The sequence below is a fragment of the Polyangiaceae bacterium genome, assembly GCA_015075635.1.
GTDB lineage: Bacteria > Myxococcota_A > Polyangia > Polyangiales > Polyangiaceae > JADJKB01.
In genome coordinates, this window is record JABTUA010000003.1 from 782,282 (window position 1) to 799,684 (window position 17,403).

12 protein-coding genes are annotated in these 17,403 nt (G+C 69.1%); 6 read left to right on the top strand and 6 right to left on the bottom strand.

The features are described 5' to 3' along the window. Positions 1–36: 36 nt before the first annotated feature. Complete coding sequence (locus HS104_34135; protein MBE7484995.1) at positions 37–735, bottom strand: hypothetical protein; 699 nt, start codon at positions 733–735, stop codon at positions 37–39. Positions 736–805: 70 nt separating this feature from the next. After that, positions 806–1,912 (bottom strand): radical SAM protein, encoded by a 1,107-nt coding sequence (locus tag HS104_34140; protein ID MBE7484996.1) that lies wholly within the window; start codon positions 1,910–1,912, stop codon positions 806–808. Positions 1,913–2,082: 170 nt separating this feature from the next. Here HS104_34140 and HS104_34145 point away from each other — a divergent pair, with 170 nt between their 5' ends. Continuing rightward, complete coding sequence (locus tag HS104_34145; GenBank protein ID MBE7484997.1) at positions 2,083–2,934, top strand: hypothetical protein; 852 nt, start codon at positions 2,083–2,085, stop codon at positions 2,932–2,934. Positions 2,935–3,111: 177 nt separating this feature from the next. Further along, a complete protein-coding gene (locus HS104_34150; GenBank protein MBE7484998.1) occupies positions 3,112–4,299 on the top strand; it encodes an ATP-binding protein in 1,188 nt (395 codons plus the stop codon). A gap of 591 nt (positions 4,300–4,890) precedes the next feature. Here HS104_34150 and HS104_34155 read toward each other — a convergent pair. The 3 genes from HS104_34155 to HS104_34165 form a co-directional block, all read right to left on the bottom strand. Beyond that, positions 4,891–5,946 (bottom strand): transposase, encoded by a 1,056-nt coding sequence (locus tag HS104_34155; protein MBE7484999.1) that lies wholly within the window; start codon positions 5,944–5,946, stop codon positions 4,891–4,893. Between the two features lie 366 nt (positions 5,947–6,312). Continuing rightward, positions 6,313–7,554 (bottom strand): hypothetical protein, encoded by a 1,242-nt coding sequence (locus HS104_34160; GenBank protein MBE7485000.1) that lies wholly within the window; start codon positions 7,552–7,554, stop codon positions 6,313–6,315. Then, positions 7,554–8,591: a hypothetical protein gene (locus tag HS104_34165; GenBank protein ID MBE7485001.1), complete on the bottom strand. Its 1,038-nt coding sequence runs from the start codon at positions 8,589–8,591 to the stop codon at positions 7,554–7,556. The genes HS104_34160 and HS104_34165 overlap by 1 nt, the downstream gene beginning before the upstream one ends. A 60-nt stretch (positions 8,592–8,651) precedes the next feature. Between HS104_34165 and HS104_34170 the strand changes: the two genes are divergently transcribed. Further along, positions 8,652–8,792 (top strand): hypothetical protein, encoded by a 141-nt coding sequence (locus tag HS104_34170; protein ID MBE7485002.1) that lies wholly within the window; start codon positions 8,652–8,654, stop codon positions 8,790–8,792. A gap of 117 nt (positions 8,793–8,909) precedes the next feature. Here the strand turns inward: HS104_34170 and HS104_34175 are convergent, their stop codons facing one another. Continuing rightward, entirely contained in the window at positions 8,910–12,662 is a 3,753-nt protein-coding gene (locus HS104_34175) for a protein kinase (protein MBE7485003.1), read from the bottom strand. A 237-nt stretch (positions 12,663–12,899) separates the two neighbouring features. Between HS104_34175 and HS104_34180 the strand changes: the two genes are divergently transcribed. The 3 genes from HS104_34180 to HS104_34190 all read left to right on the top strand — a co-directional run bounded on the left by HS104_34180 (position 12,900) and on the right by HS104_34190 (position 17,402). Continuing rightward, positions 12,900–14,168, top strand: a complete 1,269-nt coding sequence (locus tag HS104_34180; GenBank protein MBE7485004.1) for a serine hydroxymethyltransferase — start codon at positions 12,900–12,902, stop codon at positions 14,166–14,168. A gap of 2 nt (positions 14,169–14,170) precedes the next feature. After that, positions 14,171–15,160, top strand: a complete 990-nt coding sequence (locus HS104_34185; protein MBE7485005.1) for a hypothetical protein — start codon at positions 14,171–14,173, stop codon at positions 15,158–15,160. Positions 15,161–15,299: 139 nt separating this feature from the next. After that, positions 15,300–17,402, top strand: coding sequence for a protein kinase (locus HS104_34190; GenBank protein MBE7485006.1), 2,103 nt, complete (start codon positions 15,300–15,302; stop codon positions 17,400–17,402). Position 17,403: the final 1 nt, after the last annotated feature.

Below are 17,403 nucleotides of genomic sequence, written 5' to 3' on the forward strand. Positions count from 1 at the left end.
GCAAAGGCGCTGCAAACTCGGCAGCGATCGCTGTGCTCACCTGTACGGCCTGCTCTCGAACGCCGCGTCGGAGTACGAAATCGCGGCCCGCAACGCCTCGGCGATTGCACGCGCGTCCGAGACCAGGCCGTCGCGAGAGAGCTCGTGCGCGCCGTGGGAGGCACGAGCCTGGAAGCCCAGTGAGCGGAGGGTGCCGGGGAGGGGAGTCGGCCGCGGGGCACCTTGGGCGTCGAACAGGATGCGGGTCTCGAGCCGTGTGCCCTCGATCACGATGCGCGCCTCCACTCGCGACCCACGTTCCGCGTGGGACAGCCTGAGCGCGCTCTCGTCGAAGCGCGCGCCGAGCGCCAGCGCCGCTTCGCGCCACGCGGCGATCAGCGTGCGGAGCCAGGCGCCCGAGCGCGCCGCCGAGAGCGCAGAGAGCTGCCGGCCCAGGCGTTCGAGGGCCGCTTCGATCCGAGCCGTTTCGCACTCCGAGTCGGGCGACGAGAGCTCGAAGCAAGCGTCCGAGAGGCGCGCGCACCAGCTGTCCGGGACGGTCGCGAGCGCGGTGTAGACGACGCGAAAGGTCATCCGCGCCAGGTGCTCGTTGGGCGTCGAGGGCGCGATGTGGCGACCGAACGCGATCATCGCCGCCGCCTCACGCGCGACCTCGAGCTCGGAGAAGCCGAGCCAGAGCGGTGGATCGATGCCGACTCGCAGCGACGTGCCCGCCCCAGAACGCGCGACATCCATGTGCCGACATCCTGGCGTGATCGTCGCCAGGGTGCCACGCGTCGGCCGTGCGCCTGCCCGCCACCCCAATCTAGACCACCGGCAACCGCACCGGCTTTGCGCCTTCCTTCTCGCGGAGCTGGCGCCAGTAACAGTGCTGGTTGTCCTTCGACAGCTTGTTCTGCGAGAAGCTGGTCCAGGTGCATCCTCCGCGACACACCTCGGCGTAGTCGCAGGTCCGGCAGAAGCCGCCGAGCTGCTCCAGCGAGAACTCGCGGTTGTAGGCGAAGCCGCCCTCGCGAAGCCAGATGTCCCTGAGCGACGTGCTCCTGACGTTCCCCTCCACGAACACGTCTTCCCCGTTCGCCGCCGAGGGCAGCGAGAGGCAACCCTTGATGTTGCCGTTGCTCTCGATGCCGATGATCGAGCAGCCCGCAGGGCAGCCGGTCCAGAACGGGATGGAGTCCTTCGGGTCGCGCAGGCGCTCCTCGGGCTCGCCGTAGTATCCGACGTCGTGCCCGGGGTAGACGCGCGGCTGCTTGCCGTCGCGGCACATCGCGGCGATGCGCGGCACCAGATCGAGCATGTCTTCCGGCAAGAGCGCCAGCTCGCGGTGGTCGCCCAGATTCCCGGTCGGCGTGCCGAGCTGGATCTGCCAGCGCTCGACGCCGTGCTCGGCGAGCAGCTCGCGGAGCGCCTCGAGCTCACCCTTGTTCTTGTCGTAGACGGTGGTCACCGCGCTGACGACGAGCCCGTGCTTCTTCGCGACGGCGAACGCCCCGAGCACCTTGCCGAACAGGCCCTTCGAGTGACGCAGGTAGTCATGGCTCGCTTCGAAGCCGTCCAGGCTGAAGGCGACGCTCTCGAGACCCACGACCTTCGCGGTGTGCGCGGTCTGGTCGGTCCACTCGAGCCCGTTCGAGATCATGCCCACCTTGATGCCGTGCTCCACCAGGCGCTGGGCGAGCAAGGGCCAGTCTCGGCGCAGGAGCGGCTCGCCACCACCCAGCGTCACGAAGCGGCAGCCGAGCTCGGCGAGCTCGTCGGCGAGCTTCAGCAGCTCGGCGAGCGACAGCTCGTCGGGTCGCGGCTTGCCGGCGCGCGAGCCGCAGTGCAGGCAGCTCAGGTTGCAGCGGAGCGAGAGCTCCCAAACCGCGACCCTGGGAACGAATCCGTACTTCCTGAGCAGCTTGATCATGCTCGCCTCCGGAACACGACAGACCCGAGCGAACGATACGCCTCGACCCTGGTGTGTCCAGGCGGCGCAGTCCGCGTCGTGCGCAAACGCTGCGCACTTGCGCGCGCGACCGGCGCGGCACGCGGCAGCGCGGGTGGTACGCTGAGCATCTCGACGAAATCGAGGTCGTCATGGCGGACAACCCGCACGCGAGACTCGTTCGACAATATCTGGAAGACGCCTGCGCGAGGCTCGACCAGAAGAAGAGGCCGCGCCCTTGGCCGACGTTCGTGCGAGCGGCGCTGGCGGCGCCGTTTGCCGTCGGCGTGGGTCTCGCCTTCGTGAGCTGCGGAGGAAACAGCGAGAGCGATCCGCTCCAGGAAGTCTGCGACGACAACAAGGACAACGACGCGGACGGCAAGATCGACTGCGCCGACTCGGACTGCGCCAGCGCCACGAACTGCATCGGAACCAAGTACGGCATTCCGATGGAGACCATCTGCAACGACAACAAGGACAACGACAGCGACGGCAAGATCGACTGCGCCGACTCGGACTGCTCGACGTCGCCGAACTGCGGGGGAGCTCTGTACGGGATCCCCGGCCTCGAGACGAACTGCGAAGACGACCAGGACAACGACTTCGACGGGCTGATCGATTGCGCCGACCCGGACTGTGCCATGGCGCCGAACTGCGGCGGCACGGACTACGGCATTCCGATGGAGACGAACTGCGCCGACACGCTCGACAACGACGGCGACACCCTCGTGGACTGCCTCGACCCCGACTGCGCGACGGCGCCCAATTGCGCCGGTGGCAAATACGGGATCCCGACCGAGACCGCCTGCGACGACAAGGTCGACAACGACGGCGACAACCTCGTGGACTGCCTCGATCCCGACTGCAACGGCAGCCCGAACTGCGGCGGCGCGTTGTACGGCATGCCCTTCGAGGCGGCCTGCAGCGACGGCAAGGACAACGACTTCGACGGGCTGACGGACTGCAAGGATCCGGACTGTTCCCAGGATCCGTACTGCAAGTAGCTCGGCTGGACCTGCCTTCAGTAGCGCGAGCCGGCCGTCTCTCGAAGGGGACTGCCACGGGCTGTTCCGTCCTGACTACGACGGTCGTCCGCACGGCGTCGAGGGCGATCGCTCGAAGGCTGCGGCTGTGAGCCGCATGGGTTGATTTCTTAAACCCATTGTTTAAAACTCCGACCCATGCCACTGCGGGCGCGGCGAGCGGAGGTCGAGCTTCGGCGGCTCGCAAGAAGCTCGCCAGCGGTCCTGGTCCACGGTCCCCGACAGTGCGGCAAGACCACGTTGGTCCGGAGCGTCCTACCGGACTGGCACCACGTCGACCTGGAGCGACCGCGGGACATCGCGCTCTTGCGAGCCGATCTGGAAGGCTGGCTGGACAATCACTCGGAGCGGGTCTGCATCGACGAGGCCCAACGCCTGCCGGAGCTGTTCCCTGCCCTGCGGCACGCCATCGACGCCCGGGGCCGCAAGGCTCGTTTCGTGTTGCTCGGCTCGGCCAGTCCGAGCTTGATGCGCACCGCCGCCGAGTCCTTGGCAGGCCGGCTAGCGCTGCTGGAGCTGACGCCGTTCTTGGCTGCGGAGCTAGCGGGAAACCGCGCGGGGCGCGGCCGCTGGTTCTGGGGCGGCTTCCCTCCCGTGTGGGCACGCCGCTCGAGCCGCGAGCGCGTCGAGTGGCTCGACGACTACCTGACGGCGGTGCTCGAGCGAGATCTCCCGGCGCTCGGCATCGGGCTGCCGCCCGCGCGGCTCCGGAAGCTGGTGGAGATGCTCGTGCACGTTCACGGCAACCTGCTGAACGTGTCGGATCTGGCCCGCTCGCTCGGCGTCTCCGTGCCCACCGTGAGCCGCGATCTCGACGTGCTCGAGGGGCTGTTCGTCACGCGGCGCCTGCAGCCCTTCCACGCCAACATCCAGAAGCGCTTGACCAAGTCCCCCAAGATCTACCTGCGCGACACCGGGCTGCTGCACGTCTTGGGGGGGCTCCGAACGCCCCCGGAGCTCGAGACCTGGAGCCGACGCGGCGCTTCGTTCGAGGGGCTGGTGATCGAGGAGATCGCGGCCCTCGCCCGGGAGCGCTGCGTTCGGCCCGGCCTGTTCTTCTGGCGGACCGAGGCGGGCGGCGAGGTGGACCTCCTGATCACGGACGGACGACGCGTCGTCCCGATCGAGATCAAGCTGGGCTCGGCCATCGATCACCACGCGCTGCGAGGGCTCCGCCAGTGCTTGGCCGACCTGGGAGTTGCGCGCGGGTACGTGGTAATGGGTAGCGGTGAGCGCACCCGGCTCGGTCGAGACATCGAGCTCGTCCCCTGGCAGGACGTCGTCGAAAGACGCTTCGACTTCGGGCTCGGGGGGCGCGCTCGATGAGGCGCGGCGCGCCGCTGCTCCTCGCGCTCGTCTGGAGGCCGAGCTGGTGCTGCGGGCCCTCCCGGCGGCGCTCGAGCGGGTCCGCGAGGCTCTCTGACCGCCGCACCGAGGCGCACCGCGCGCTGACCTCCGTCACTCCTGCACGCGCCGCGAGCGATCTCGCCCTGCCCCAACTCCTGGAGGGGGAGATGTCAAGAATGGTTCTTCGCGTGGCCAGGGCCCACGACGCAGTTCGCGCGTCGGGCGGTTGGCTAGCAGTCACGGAGTAGCGCTCGGGGCTGGCGCCTTTCCAGGTACGCGAGTCTGGCGGCGCTGATCGAGACGGCGTGTCGCGGTGCGGAGACGATGAGCTGCTGATGGCGTGCTGAGAGTAGATGTCCGTGCCTGTCCGATTAGGGCGGCACGATCCTCCTGGAAGGGCCTCTTGGGTCCATGGCTTCAGTAGATGCTCCGAGGACGCACAACCTCGCATGGGGACCTCCGCTGCGCGTACAGGGGGCCAGTTGGGGCATGGGTGCTTGTCCTCGAAGTTTTTGGGAGCCGCCGGCGAGCATTCGCTCCATCTGCACCGAGAGCGCGAGTGGCGAGCAGCTACTTCGCGTCTGTCGTGCAGTGCTTGGCCGGGTCGTACTCCTCCTTTTTCTTCCAGATCGCCAGGGTGGCCGAAGCGATGCGACGTGCAATCGTCAGGCGGGCGAGCGGTGGCTTGGAGTTCTGCAGCAGCCGGTCGTAGTCGCGGCGCAGCGGGTGATCGGTCTGGGCGATGACGCTGAGCGCCGCGCCTTTGAATATGGCCTTCAGCAGGGGATTGCGGTTGCGGTTGAGGCCGCGGGTGTGGGCGACCTGACGGCGCACCCAGCGCTGGCTCCGCTCGTCGCGCTCGTAGTCCGACGAGCTGCGCGTGACGATGCCGAGGCCGCAGTACCCGAAGAAGTCGCGCTTCGTGGAAAAGCGGAACGGCGTGACGACGATCGCGACGATGTACGCTGCGCGCACCGGGCCGATACCTGGCAGCGTCGTCAGCCGGCGCACCTCCGCATGCTCCCGTGCTTGCTCGAGCAGCCATATCTCCGCCTGTTCGCGGACTTCGCACAGACCGTCGAGCTCGGTCGACAGCAGCTGAGCCATGCGCGCTCGGGCCGGCGGCAGCTTCGGCAGCCACTGATCTCGGGTATCCGGGTCGTAGATCTCGTTGCCCATGCCGTGGATGCCCCGAGAGCGATACAGCGCATTGAGCCTGAGCTTCGTGCGGACCACGTCGGCAGTAGTGACCCGATGAGCTCGCACCGCCTCGCGCAGCTGCGTGAAGCGGCCGCGCGCCTTGAAAACGACGTTCTCGAGGTCGCCCTTGCGGAGCTTCGAGGCGAGATTCCAGGCATCGATGGAGTCGTTCTTCGCTCCGGCATGCTTGTCGGGCTGGACCACCACGAGCTCCGCCACGTGCGGCTCCAGGACCTCGCAGAGCCATTCGCTGAGGGTGCCCTCCTCCATGCACAGGCGACGCTGTCCGGGAATGGTGCGAACGAAGTCGATCAGCACTTTCGCGTTCGTCTCGAGCGTTTGCTCGCGTAACTGACGGCCTGCCGAGCCCATCACCGCGAACGTGCAAGTTTGCGAATGCGCGTCGAGTCCTATATAGCGATCCATCGGTGTCCTCCTTGGTGGCTGTTTCGGTTTGCACTTGAGGCAGTACCACCACCGGAGGACGCCGGTCGCAGAGCACGCGTTCCAGGCGATGGGCGCTCAGCCACACAGTCAGCGCGAGCACTCTGAGAACAGCTGAACCGAGCGTTCCAACCGCCACCCCCGTCTTATGCCTCGCCGGTGCTCCTCGCGCTTCGCGCTCGTGCGCGCCGGCGGTCTTCCCCAAATTCGGGCTTCGCCCGAATGGGGAAGACGGAACGTCCCGAGCTCGCCGCGTCTTCGCTCGCCGACACGCGCGGTGTTCCTGGTCTGGCATGTCGTTGCGCTAAAGGTTCAAGTCCCTGATGACCACAAGGCCCGGTCTGGGGCTCAGTGCTTGCCGCCGCCGGCCGGCGCCCCCCTCCACTCGAGCACCGTCACGCGCAGCGCCGGATTTCGGGTGACGATCACGCCTTGCCCGGAGACGAAGAACGCCGCCACGGGCGCGTCGTACTCGAGCGCGGTGGTGCCGTCGGCCGACCACCGCCAGACGCCGCGGCGGAAGATCACGACCGGGTCCTCGCGCTGGGCATCCAACCGTGCGGCGAGCTCGCCAGTCGGCAAGAGGACGCGGCCCGAGGTCGGATCGACGGCTGGGATCCCCTTGGGTCGACGGACGATGGGCAGGCCGCGCTCGAGGCGCGAGCCGTAGCTCTCGATGACGTCCTCGCGGAGAACCAGCACGCCTCCGGGGCGAGGCGCGAGCAGCCCGTCTCCGTAGTGTGGCCCCGGGTGCCCGCCGGGACCGCTCCGGGTGCTCGCGGCTCCGGGTAGCTTCGTCGACGCCACGACCTGCCTCGAGTCGCGACTGAACCCGCGGAGCACGTAGCTCTGCTCGCCTCGCGAGAGTGACCAGACGGTGTCGTCCTGAAGCAGGACCTGCGCGCTCGGGACCCACTCGTCCACGAGGGGCTCGCGGATCCGGTGCGAGCCCACCACGGTGCCGGTCGGTAGCTCGAGCACCTGGATCTCACCCCCCTTGCGGTCCGGAAGCTGGGTGGCGACGGCAGCGAATCCGCCGTCCGCGGTCGCCGCCGTCCCCGAGCCTTCGACCCGGAGGGTGCGCTGCACGACCAACTCCGTGTCGAGGAAGTAGACGGGCTCGCCGGAGTCGCGATCGGAGTCGGGTTCGTTGACCACGACGACCGCACCGCGGTCACTCGCGACGGCGCGCACGAAGCTGCCCGACGTGGGCACCTGGACGTCACGCACCACCTTCAACGTCGCCAGGTCGATCTCGTACAGTCGCGCTTGCCCGCTTGCCGCCCTCCCGGCGATCAGCACGCTCCCCCGAGGCCGCGTGGCCGATGGTGAGCGAAACGGTGCAGCGCTCCAGGTGTGCGTCACGTCCTCGAAGACTCTGCTGTTCAGTGTCGGGCGCTCGCTCCCCGGCGCGAGCACCGGTGCCGTCGGGTCCGTGGCCGACGGGACGACCGAACGCGGCGCAGCGCTGGACTGCAGCGCAGACGGACACGCTCCATCGGCGTTCGTGATGCCGGGACCCGACGGACGGCAGGCCAGCGTGGTCGCTGCGGCGAGCGCGAGCCAGGTGAAGTGCCCTGCGCTGCGCATCACTGCTCCCTCCGCGGGCGAAAGACGCCGTCGACGTCGTGATCGTAAGGGCGTGAGGACGTTCGAAACTGCCCGAAGCGATCCCAGTACCCCCATTCGCCGCTCTTCTCGTTGTGCAGCCACGCCGTGCGTTGCGACCCACCAAGCGTGGGGTCTCCACCTCCGCCCCAGGACGAATCGACGGTGAGCACCCTCACCGCGGGCTGGGCCCCACCCGAGCTGCCTCTCGTGACGAACCGATCGGGTACCTGCTTTCCGAGCACCGTCATCTCGCCAGTGGGCGGCAGGCGTCTGAGCTCGTTCGATCGGACGATGACGTTGTGGTCTCTTCCCTCCGCGTCCGGCTTCAAGCGAACGATGTCTCCGGTTCGCGCAACGGAGAGGTCCGTCGAAACGCGCCGCAACCGACTCTCGTTCTGGAACAGGACGTTCCCGGCGTCCTTCTCGAAGTATCGGTCCATGCGCGCTGCCTGGCTTCCGTTTCCGCGCGAGTGCAGGAATGCTCGGAGCGTGTAGCCTCGGCAATCGAGTCCGATACCGTACGCCCCCATCACCAAGCGGACGGCCTGCTCTGGTGGCAGGTCGGGGCGTTGTCTCAGGAGCTCCCGGGCGGCACCCGCGTCGAGTAGCGCCTGCGTGATGATGCGGATGTCCTCGGGGGTGCCTCGCGTCGAGGTAGCTGCCAGCGCATGCGGAGCAAGCTTGGCGAAGCGCTCGGGTCCCACGGCCTTCTTGATGGCGGCCAGGTATGCGCCCTTCTGCTGGTCCGAGACGCCGTGGAGTGATCGAAACGCGGGGGACACCCGGACGCTCTTGCCGTCGACCTGGTACTCAGCGAGCATCCGCCGCCTGAGCTCGTCGAGGCGGGTGCCCACCGACTCCGGGTTGCGCCGCTCGGCCAGCTGGACGACCGCGGGGCTCTCCGTCCTGGGAGTGGGCGTCCGCTTGGCCACGGTGTTCCGGGTCGCGCTCTCGGCGACCCAATCGCGAATCGCTGCAGAAGTCCCGGCGGTGACTCGTCGCAGGCTCTCGGACATGCGACCCCTTTCGGGCGCGACCTCACGGCAGTTGCGGGGAACTTTTGCTGGGATGTTCCGGTGAAGAACGCGGAACTGCGCCGTGCGCTCCGCGAGGGGAGCGAGCAAGAGCGTGCTTTTTGGATTGCCCGGACCATGACGGAGGCGCAGTACGCGGACGTCTGGCAGTACCTCTCGCTTCGCGACGCCGTCCTTCCGTGAACTGGTCCGCGAGCTCAAGCCCACCCATCCCATCCCGGCGGCCACGGGGTGCGGCTTCTCGCCGGAACCTACGTTCCACTACCGTGTGCAGTCCCGCTGCCCCCTGCACGCGGTCTTTCACTCCTGCACGCGACGCGAGCGATCGTTGAGCAAGGCTCGCCACGCCTCGATGCGGTTCTTCGCGTGCTCGGGCCACTTCTTCCTGGAGAGCCGCCCGAGCAGGTGCGGCGTGTGATCGCCGGCGCGGCTGCGCTCGCCGAAGACCTCGGCCGCGGCCTCCAGTGACTCGTAGGCTTTGTCCGGGTCGCCCGACTCGATGTAGTACCAGGCCTGCGTGAGCAGGTAGTGCTGGCGGGGCTCGGCCTCTTGCACGCTGATGCCGGCGGCCTCCATCAGCTTGGCGTGCGCGGTCTCGAGATCGCGACGGGCGAGCGAGATCTGGCAGGAGAGCAGCTTCGACTCGATGATGCCCCAGGGGTCGCGCATCTGGTTGTAGACGTTCGAGGAGATCTCCGCGTGGATCTCGGCCATGTCGAGGTCGTCGGTGTCGATGCCGATCATGGCGAGCAGGCGCTCGCAGGCGGCGTGGCCGCGGGGGGTGCGCAGCGCCTCGAAGGAGGAGAGGGCCTCCAGCGCGCCGAGCTCGGCGCTGTAGAAGTTCATCAGCCGGTGCTCGACGTGGGAGAGCGAGGCGTTGGCCTGGGCGATGCCCAGGCGGTAGCCGGCCTTCTCGAACTCCGCGCGGGCCTCGAGCGTGAGCCGGCGCGCGCGCTCCGTGACGCCCTCGGAGTGATCGATCCAGGAGAGCAGGAGCAGGCACTGCCCGCGGCCCAGGGGCTGGCCGAGCTCGGCGAAGTGCTGCTCGCCGGCGCGGATGACCTGGCGTCCGCGGTCGTAGTTGCCGAGCAGGTACTCGATCTCGCCGATCACCGCCTCGCACTGCGCCATGCCCAGCACGTTGCCGAGCTCGGTGAAGATCTCGTGGGCGCGGGAGGCGAGATCCGCGCCCTCCACGCTGTCGCCCTTCTCGCTGGCCAGGTGCCCGAGCAGGCGCAGGATGTGGGCCTGGTTCTCCTTGTCGCCCAGCTCCTCGAAGGCGTGACGGGCGATCTCGGCGTGGGTGGAGGCCTCCTCCGGCTTGCCCAGGTGGCGCAGGGCCTCTGCCGACCAGCGGTGCTTGAGCGCGAGGTTCCTGCCCTCGAGGTGCCCCTTGAGCAGCTCCAGATCGCCGAGGGTCGAGAGCGGCTCGCGGGCGGTGTTCCAGGCGTTCGCGAGCCAGTCGAAGATGAGCTTCGCGGCGAGCTCCGGCTCGTTCGCGTAGAGCATGTTGGCCGCGCGCTGGCGCACGATGCGCCGCTGGTTGGAGAGCGGGTGCTCGCCCAGCGCATCCGAGGCGGCCACGAAGATGTCGCGGGCGTCCTGCCGCTCCATCAGCTGCGCCAGGAGGTGCTCCTGCAACAGCGCGTGGGGCCAGTTGTAGCGACCGGCGCCGCGCGGCAGGATGATTTCCGCGTTCTGGAGGCTGACGATGGCGTCGTCCGCGGGGAGCCCGAGCTTCAGCAGGAGCGAGTGCAGCACGTTGCGCCGAATGTCGCCGCCCAGGGTCGCCACGGCGTAGGCGGCGAGGCGGTGGCCTTCGGGCATCGCCTGCACCCGGCTGTCCCACAGCTCCGCCGTGGTCTGCGGGCGTACGGTCAGCACCTCTTCCGGGACGCGATAGACGCCGTCCTGGATCTGCATGTTGCCGGCCAGGGCCCAGGCGTGGAGCTGCTGAAGCGCGAACAGCGGGTTGCCGCGGCTGCGTCGCGCTGCCTCTTGCACGGAGGCGTCGTCCAGCGGCAACGAGGCGCGCAGGAGCGCGGCGGTGGTGTCCGGCTCCAGCGGCTGCACGTCGATGACGATGCCGTTCATTGCCTCGCGGAGCTGGCGCAGCTGCTCGGCCTGCGGGGTGCCGAGCTGCACGTCCTCGGAGCGCACGGTGGCGACCATGACGATGCGCTGGTCGGGCTCCTCCTGGTGGACGCGGAGCAGGCCCTCGAAGGTCGTCTGGCCGGAGTTGTGCAGGTCGTCCAAGAAGAACAGCAGCGGGCGGCCACGGGCGATGCGGCGGAGCGTGTAACGGATGACGAGCCGGCGCGTCTCGAAGCTGTCGAGCGTGAAGCGGATGCCGCTGGGTCCCACCGGTTGATCGGGCCCGAGGGGGCGGATCCACTCCGCCGCGCCGGCGACCCAGGCGCGGCCGTTCTTGTCGTCGGCGCTCACGCGCCAGCGCAAGAGCAGGGACTTTTCGATGGTGTTGCGATCCGTGCGCTCGAAGTTGAAGTACTGCGTGACGCCGCCGAGCATGCCGTCGAGGGGGCTGCGGATGCGCCGGTAGCGGGCGCGCACCGGGATCATCGTGCCTTCCTCTTGCACGACCTCGCACAGCCACTCGGCGATGCGGCTCTTCCCGACGCCGGCCGGGCCGACCAGGATGATCAAGCGATGCGGCTCGCCGATGCCCTCGATGACCTCGTCGCAGACCTCGCGCAGCACGTGCCGAACGTCGTCGCGGCCGACCAGCGGGCTTGGCCGGATGCTCAAGAGGCCCGGCGCGCGTTGCGGTGCGGCGGGCGCCAGGCCCTCGGTCTTGCCGCGCGGCGGTCCGGTCTGGCGCGTGGTCGGAGCCGGCGGGCTCGCTGCTTTGTGCGGCAGCGGCGGGAAGGTGAACACCTCCGGATCCACGTCCGGGTCGGGGCGCCAGGCGCTCCAGGCGGCGCGCGCCTCGGACGCGAACTCCCAGCGGTCCCAGGGCCGCTTGGCGAGCAAGCGCTTCACGAAGGCGGTGACCTGCTCGGGGGCTGGAATGGCCAGGCGCAGCTCCGGCACCTTCTCGAAGGCGTGCAGGCGCAAGAGCTCCTTCGGATCTCCGCTGAACACGCTGCGGCCCGAGAGCAGCTTGAACAAGATGCAGCCGAGGGCGTAGAGGTCCGTCGCGCCGCAGACGTGGTGCATCTCGTGCTGGATCTGCTCGGGCGCCATGTAGCCCGGCGTGCCCGCGCCGGCGTGAGGCGCGAACTCCATGGGCTTGGCGCCGTCGAGGCGCTCGTCGTGCGGGTCCTGCCGGAGCCAGGCCAGGCCGAAGTCCAGGATGTGGATCTTCGGCGGGTGTCCCGGCACCTCTTCGACCAGGACGTTCGAGGGCTTCAGATCGCCGTGGATGATGCCGCGGGCGTGGGCGTGGGCCAGGGCGCCCAGGATCTGATCGAGCACGTGCCAGATCAGCTCGAAGCGGTTGGCCGTCTGGGACAGATCGTGGAGCGAGACCCCCGTCACCAGATCCATGGTCAAGAACGGCGTGCCGTCCTTGAGCTGGCCGAAATCCTGCGCGCGCACGATGCACGGGTGGTCCAAGGCGGCGAGCGCGCGCGCCTCCTTGTAGAACCACATGATGTACTCGGCGGCGAGCTTGCTCTCCGGCGGGATGACTCGCTTGAGGGCGACCTCTTGGCCCGTGGCGATGTCCTTGCAACGGTACACGATGCCCATGCCGCCCTCGCCGAGGACGCCGATGACCTCGTAGCGATCGGCGAGCACGTGCCCGGGCAGCACCGGGCTCGGAGTGCCGAGCGGCGTGATCTCGTGCATCGACACGCTGAGGATGGAGCCCTCCTTCAACGAAGCTGCGCTCGGGATGCTGGGCGGGGCGCTGTCGTGATCGCTCTCGGGCTCCGGCTCGGCCGGAGGTGGGCTCCCCGAGAGATGCGAAGCGGCGTTCGGCACACCGTTGCTGGCCGGTGGACGTGACGTCTCGGAGGGGTCGGAGCCTTTGGGAATGGACGCGCCAGCCGCTGATGCGGGCTTGCCTCGCGCGTCGCCGCCGTTGGACATCGCTTTTGCTCTCTACTCCGACTCGACCCGGACCCGCAGACGCTCTCGAGCTCCCCCGGGAACCCGCGAGCGCGCGAGTGTATTCACCGAAATCCCCGCGTCGAGGGCCCGGGGCAAGGCTCCAAGCCTAGCTGATTTCCCGTGTGCTTGCAGCAGCTTACGCGCCCGGTAGAAAGCCGGGCAAAGGCGGCAGGCGGCTTTCCGCGCAGCGGGATCGGGCTTATGGCCTCCGCCACCATGACCGCGGCCCGCACCCACCATCAACCGCCCCTCGCCGAGACCGACCCCGAGATCGCGCAGCTCATCGCCGCGGAGGAGGTCCGCGAGACCGACAAGCTGCGGCTGATCCCCAGCGAGAACTACGTCTCTCGCGCGGTGCTCGAGGCGACCGGCTCGGTGCTGACCAACAAGTACTCCGAGGGCTACGCCGGCAAGCGCTACTACGAGGGTCAGCAGATCGTCGACCAGGTCGAGGAGCTGGCCATCGCGCGGGTGAAGCAGCTCTTCGGGGCCGAGCACGTGAACGTGCAACCCTACAGCGGCAGCCCCGCGAACCTGGCCGTGTACCTGGCGTTCTGCCAGCCCCACGACACCATCATGGGGCTCGGTCTGCCGGCGGGCGGGCACCTGACCCACGGCCACACCGTCAGCATCACGGGCAAGTACTTCAAGAGCGTGCCCTACGGGGTGCGGCAGAGCGACCACCGCATCGATCTCGATCAGGTGCGCGCCTTGGCCCGGGAGCACAAGCCGAAGATCATCTGGTGCGGGACCACCGCGTATCCGCGCACCCTGCCGTTCGCGGAGTTCCGCGAGATCGCCGACGAGGTCGGGGCCAAGCTCTGCGCGGACATCGCGCACATCGCGGGCCTGGTCGCCGGCGGAGCGCATCCTTCGCCCATGGGCATCGCGGACGTGGTGACGACCACCACGCACAAGACGCTGCGAGGCCCTCGCGGCGGCATGATCCTGTGCAAGGCGGAACACGCGAAGGACATCGACCGCGCGGTGTTCCCGGGCTTGCAGGGCGGCCCGCACAACCACACCACCGCGGGCATCGCCGTGGCCGCGAAAGAGGCGATGGCGCCGGCGTTCAAGGCCTACGCGGGTCGCGTGGTCGAAAACGCCAAGGTGCTGGCCGAAGCGCTCGCGAGCCGCGGCTTCCGCCTGGTCACCGGCGGGACCGACAACCACCTGGTGCTGGTGGACCTCACGCCCAAGAACATCACCGGCAAGGTCGCGGCAAAGGCGCTCGATCGCGCGGGGATCGTCGGCAACTACAACTCGATCCCCTTCGACCCGCGAAAACCCTTCGACCCGTCGGGCTTCCGCATCGGGACTCCCGCCGTCACCTCGCGGGGTATGGGCAAGGACGAGATGCTGAAGCTGGCCGCCTGGATGGACCAGGTGGTCGCCGCGCCGGACGACGAGAAGCTGCTCGAGCGCGTCGCAGCCGAGGTCAAGGAGCTCTGCAAGGGCTTCCCGCCGCCGGGCATCGCGGTGTGAGCATGACGAGTCGCGCGGGGGTCGTCGCGCTGGGGCTCGCGCTCGCCGGTTGCGCCGGCGAAGACGACGCCGAGCCCGGGTTCTCGTTCGTCGCGGCGACCTTCAACACCGGAACGAGCGAGGGGATGGGGCACGACGCGCCGCCGGACGACGGCTACGGCTCGGCGCAGGCGAAGCTCTCCGACACCCACTACGGCGACGGCCTCGCGTGGCAAGCGGTGGTGGACGACACGCGGGCCTGGTTCGGCGAGACCACCATCGACGTGGTCGGCTTCCAGGAGATCTTCCACTCCGACGAGTGCGCCACCATTCCGGCGGAGGCGAAGTCGGGCTTCGTGTGCGAGAGCTGGAAGGCCGGCGATCCCACGGTGGCGCAGCTGATCCTGGGTCCTGATTGGCAGATCGCTTGTCACCAGGGTCACGCCGACAAGTGCCTGGCGGTCAAGAAGAGCTTCGGCAGCATCCAGGGTTGCAGCGCGGATCTGTGCCTGGACGGCCTCCCGGGCGGCGAGATCAGCGGCTGCGGCAAGGGCTCGCGGATCGGACGCGCGGTCATCGAGCTCGCGAAGGGCGGCACGCTCACCGTGGTGAACGTGCACGGCTCGTCGGGCATCGCCCAGGACGACCAGGACTGCCGCGTGAAGCAGTTCGAGCAAGTGTTCGTCGACCTGGGCGACGGCGCGCCCGCGGCGAACGGCGCGCGCAACGTGATCCTCGGCGACTTCAACACCGACCCGGGGCGCATGGCCGACTTCGACGAGAGCGCGGCCCTGGCGAACCAGCACGCCGGGCAGGGGAAGGCCTTCCACTTCGTGACGGAGGTCGGTGCAGAGGCGACACCCACCTACTCGCTATTCAACATCGACCACGTCCTGAGCGACGCCTTCGGCGGGAGCTGCTGGGTCGCGGGACTCAGCGACGGGCACGCGCCGGTGAGCGGAATCGTCTACTTCGACCACAAGCCGCACGTCTGCAAGCTGGCCGAGCGCTGAAGGTGCGCTTCCCACCTGCGCGCATCCGCGCACACATCCTGCTTCTCATCTGCTCGCGCCGAGGCAGGCGACCGCTCGGCTCTGCGTAAGACGGGACGCCCATTCGAGGCGATTCCCAGGTAGGCTGAAGCTGGCACCGATGCGTCCGGGATCCGCGCCCACGCGTCCTCAGAAGGTTGGGGACTACCTGCTCGAGCGTCTGCTCGGAGTCGGTGGCATGGCGGAAGTGTTCGTGGCGCACCGTCACGGAGCGCACGGCTTCCAGAAGCGCGTGGCGATCAAGCGCATCTTGCCCCAGCTCGCGCACGACCCGCGGCTGGTCGCGATGTTCTGCGACGAGGCGAGGATCCAGGCCGCGCTCAGTCATCCCTGCCTGGTCGAGATCTTCGACTTCGGCGAGCACGACGGCCAGCCCTTCATCGCGCTGGAGTACGTCGATGGACTGTCTGGTGCCGAGCTCATCGCGCGGGTCGCGGCGCGCCGGCGGACGGTGGATCTGGCGCCTGCCTTGTACATCGTGCGCGAGGTGCTCCAGGCACTCTCCTACGTGCACGAAGCGCGGGACGAAGACGGTCGTGCCCTCGGCATCGTGCACCGCGACGTCGCGCCCTCGAACATCCTGATCGGTCGCATGGGGCAGGTGAAGCTCGGCGACTTCGGCATCGTCCGCTCGACCAGCATCGACGCGCGCACCGTTCCGGGCGAGCTGAAGGGCAAGATCGGCTACGTCTCGCCCGAGCAGGCGCTGGGCATGCCCCTCGACGGCCGGAGCGATCTGTTCTCGCTCACCATCGTGCTGGCCGAGCTCTTGATGTGCCGGCCGCTCTTCGTCGGCGAGAACGAGCTCGACGTGCTCGAGAGCCTGCACGGCGGCAACCTCCAGCGGCTGCGCAGCGAAGGCGCGCACATCCCGGCGGAGATCCGCGAAATCTTGTGGAAGGGCCTCTCGCGCTGGCCGGAGCAGCGCTACCAGACCGCCCGGGAGCTCTGCGACGCGGTCGAGGCGGCGGCGCGGAAGCTCGGCCTCACGCTGGGCGCGCACGTGCTGTCGGAGTGGCTCGAGGATCTCGGCCTGGTCGCCCTGTCCAGCAGCGTGCGGCAGAAGCCGTCGTCGTTGCCGGGCCGAGCCCGGGTGCCGAGCGAGGAGGCGTTCCTGGAGTCGGTCACGCTGACGCCGGGCGAGAGCGAGCCACCCCCGGCGTCGATCCTGGACGCGATCCGCGAGCTCTGCCCTCAGAACGACCACGGCGTGCCGGCCGAGCTGGCGCACGCGGTGAGCGCCTCGCCGGTGGTGAGCGCCGCGCCGGCGGTGAGCTACCGCATCCAGCGCCCGGGCGGGGCGGTGATGGGTCCGTTCCGCTTGGCCGGGGTGCTCGAGATGCTGGCGACGGGACGGCTGTCCATCGACGGTGGCGTGTCGCGCAACGGCGGCGCGTTCTTGCCCGTGCCTTCCATGATCGAGCTCGGGCGCATGCTGGCGCGTCCGGCCTATCGCTTCCACGAGCCCATCGCGCTCTACACCAAGGAGCGCTGGGCGGTGCGCCTCGAGCACACGCCGGAGCTGGTGTTCGACGTCGCGCGCCGCGGGCGCACCGGCATGCTGTGTGCGCGCCGCGGTAGCGAACAGGTGCGCCTCTGGTTCGTGGACGGCGCCCCGGTGTTCTCCTCGTCCACCGATCCGCGCGAGCTGCTCGGCGAGCGCCTGGTCGAAGCGGACGGGCTGCCCCGGAGCCACGTCGAGGACGCGGTCGAGGCCGCCTGGCGCAGCGGCGAGCCCCTCGGCAAGCTGCTGATCGAGCGCGGCTTCTGCAGCGCGCAGCGCGTCGAGGCCGCCCTGCGTGAACAGACCTGGCGGCGGCTGGTCTCCCTGTTCCGCTTCCGCGTGGGCGAGCTGTCGTTCGTCGGGGGCGCGCGGCACGGCGAAGGGGCGCTCTCGTTCCCCTCGCCGATGGCATTCGTCACCAGCGCGCTGCTCTCGGCCTACGCCGCGGACGAGATCGCGTCCGTGCTCGAGACCGTCGAGCGCATGGGCAGCTTGGGACCCGCCCCGGGCGCGAGCGCCGCGCAGCACACCCTGGGTCTGCCGCCGGCGGAGTCGGCGGCGCTCGACGTGGCGCGCTTCGGCGGATCGCTGCGCGCTCTGATGCAAGAAGGCGTGAAGAGCGGCGCGTTCGACGCGCGCGCCGCCCGGCGTGCGGTGCTGGTCGGTTTGGCGTCCGGCGTGCTGCTCTGGCAGCCCTGAC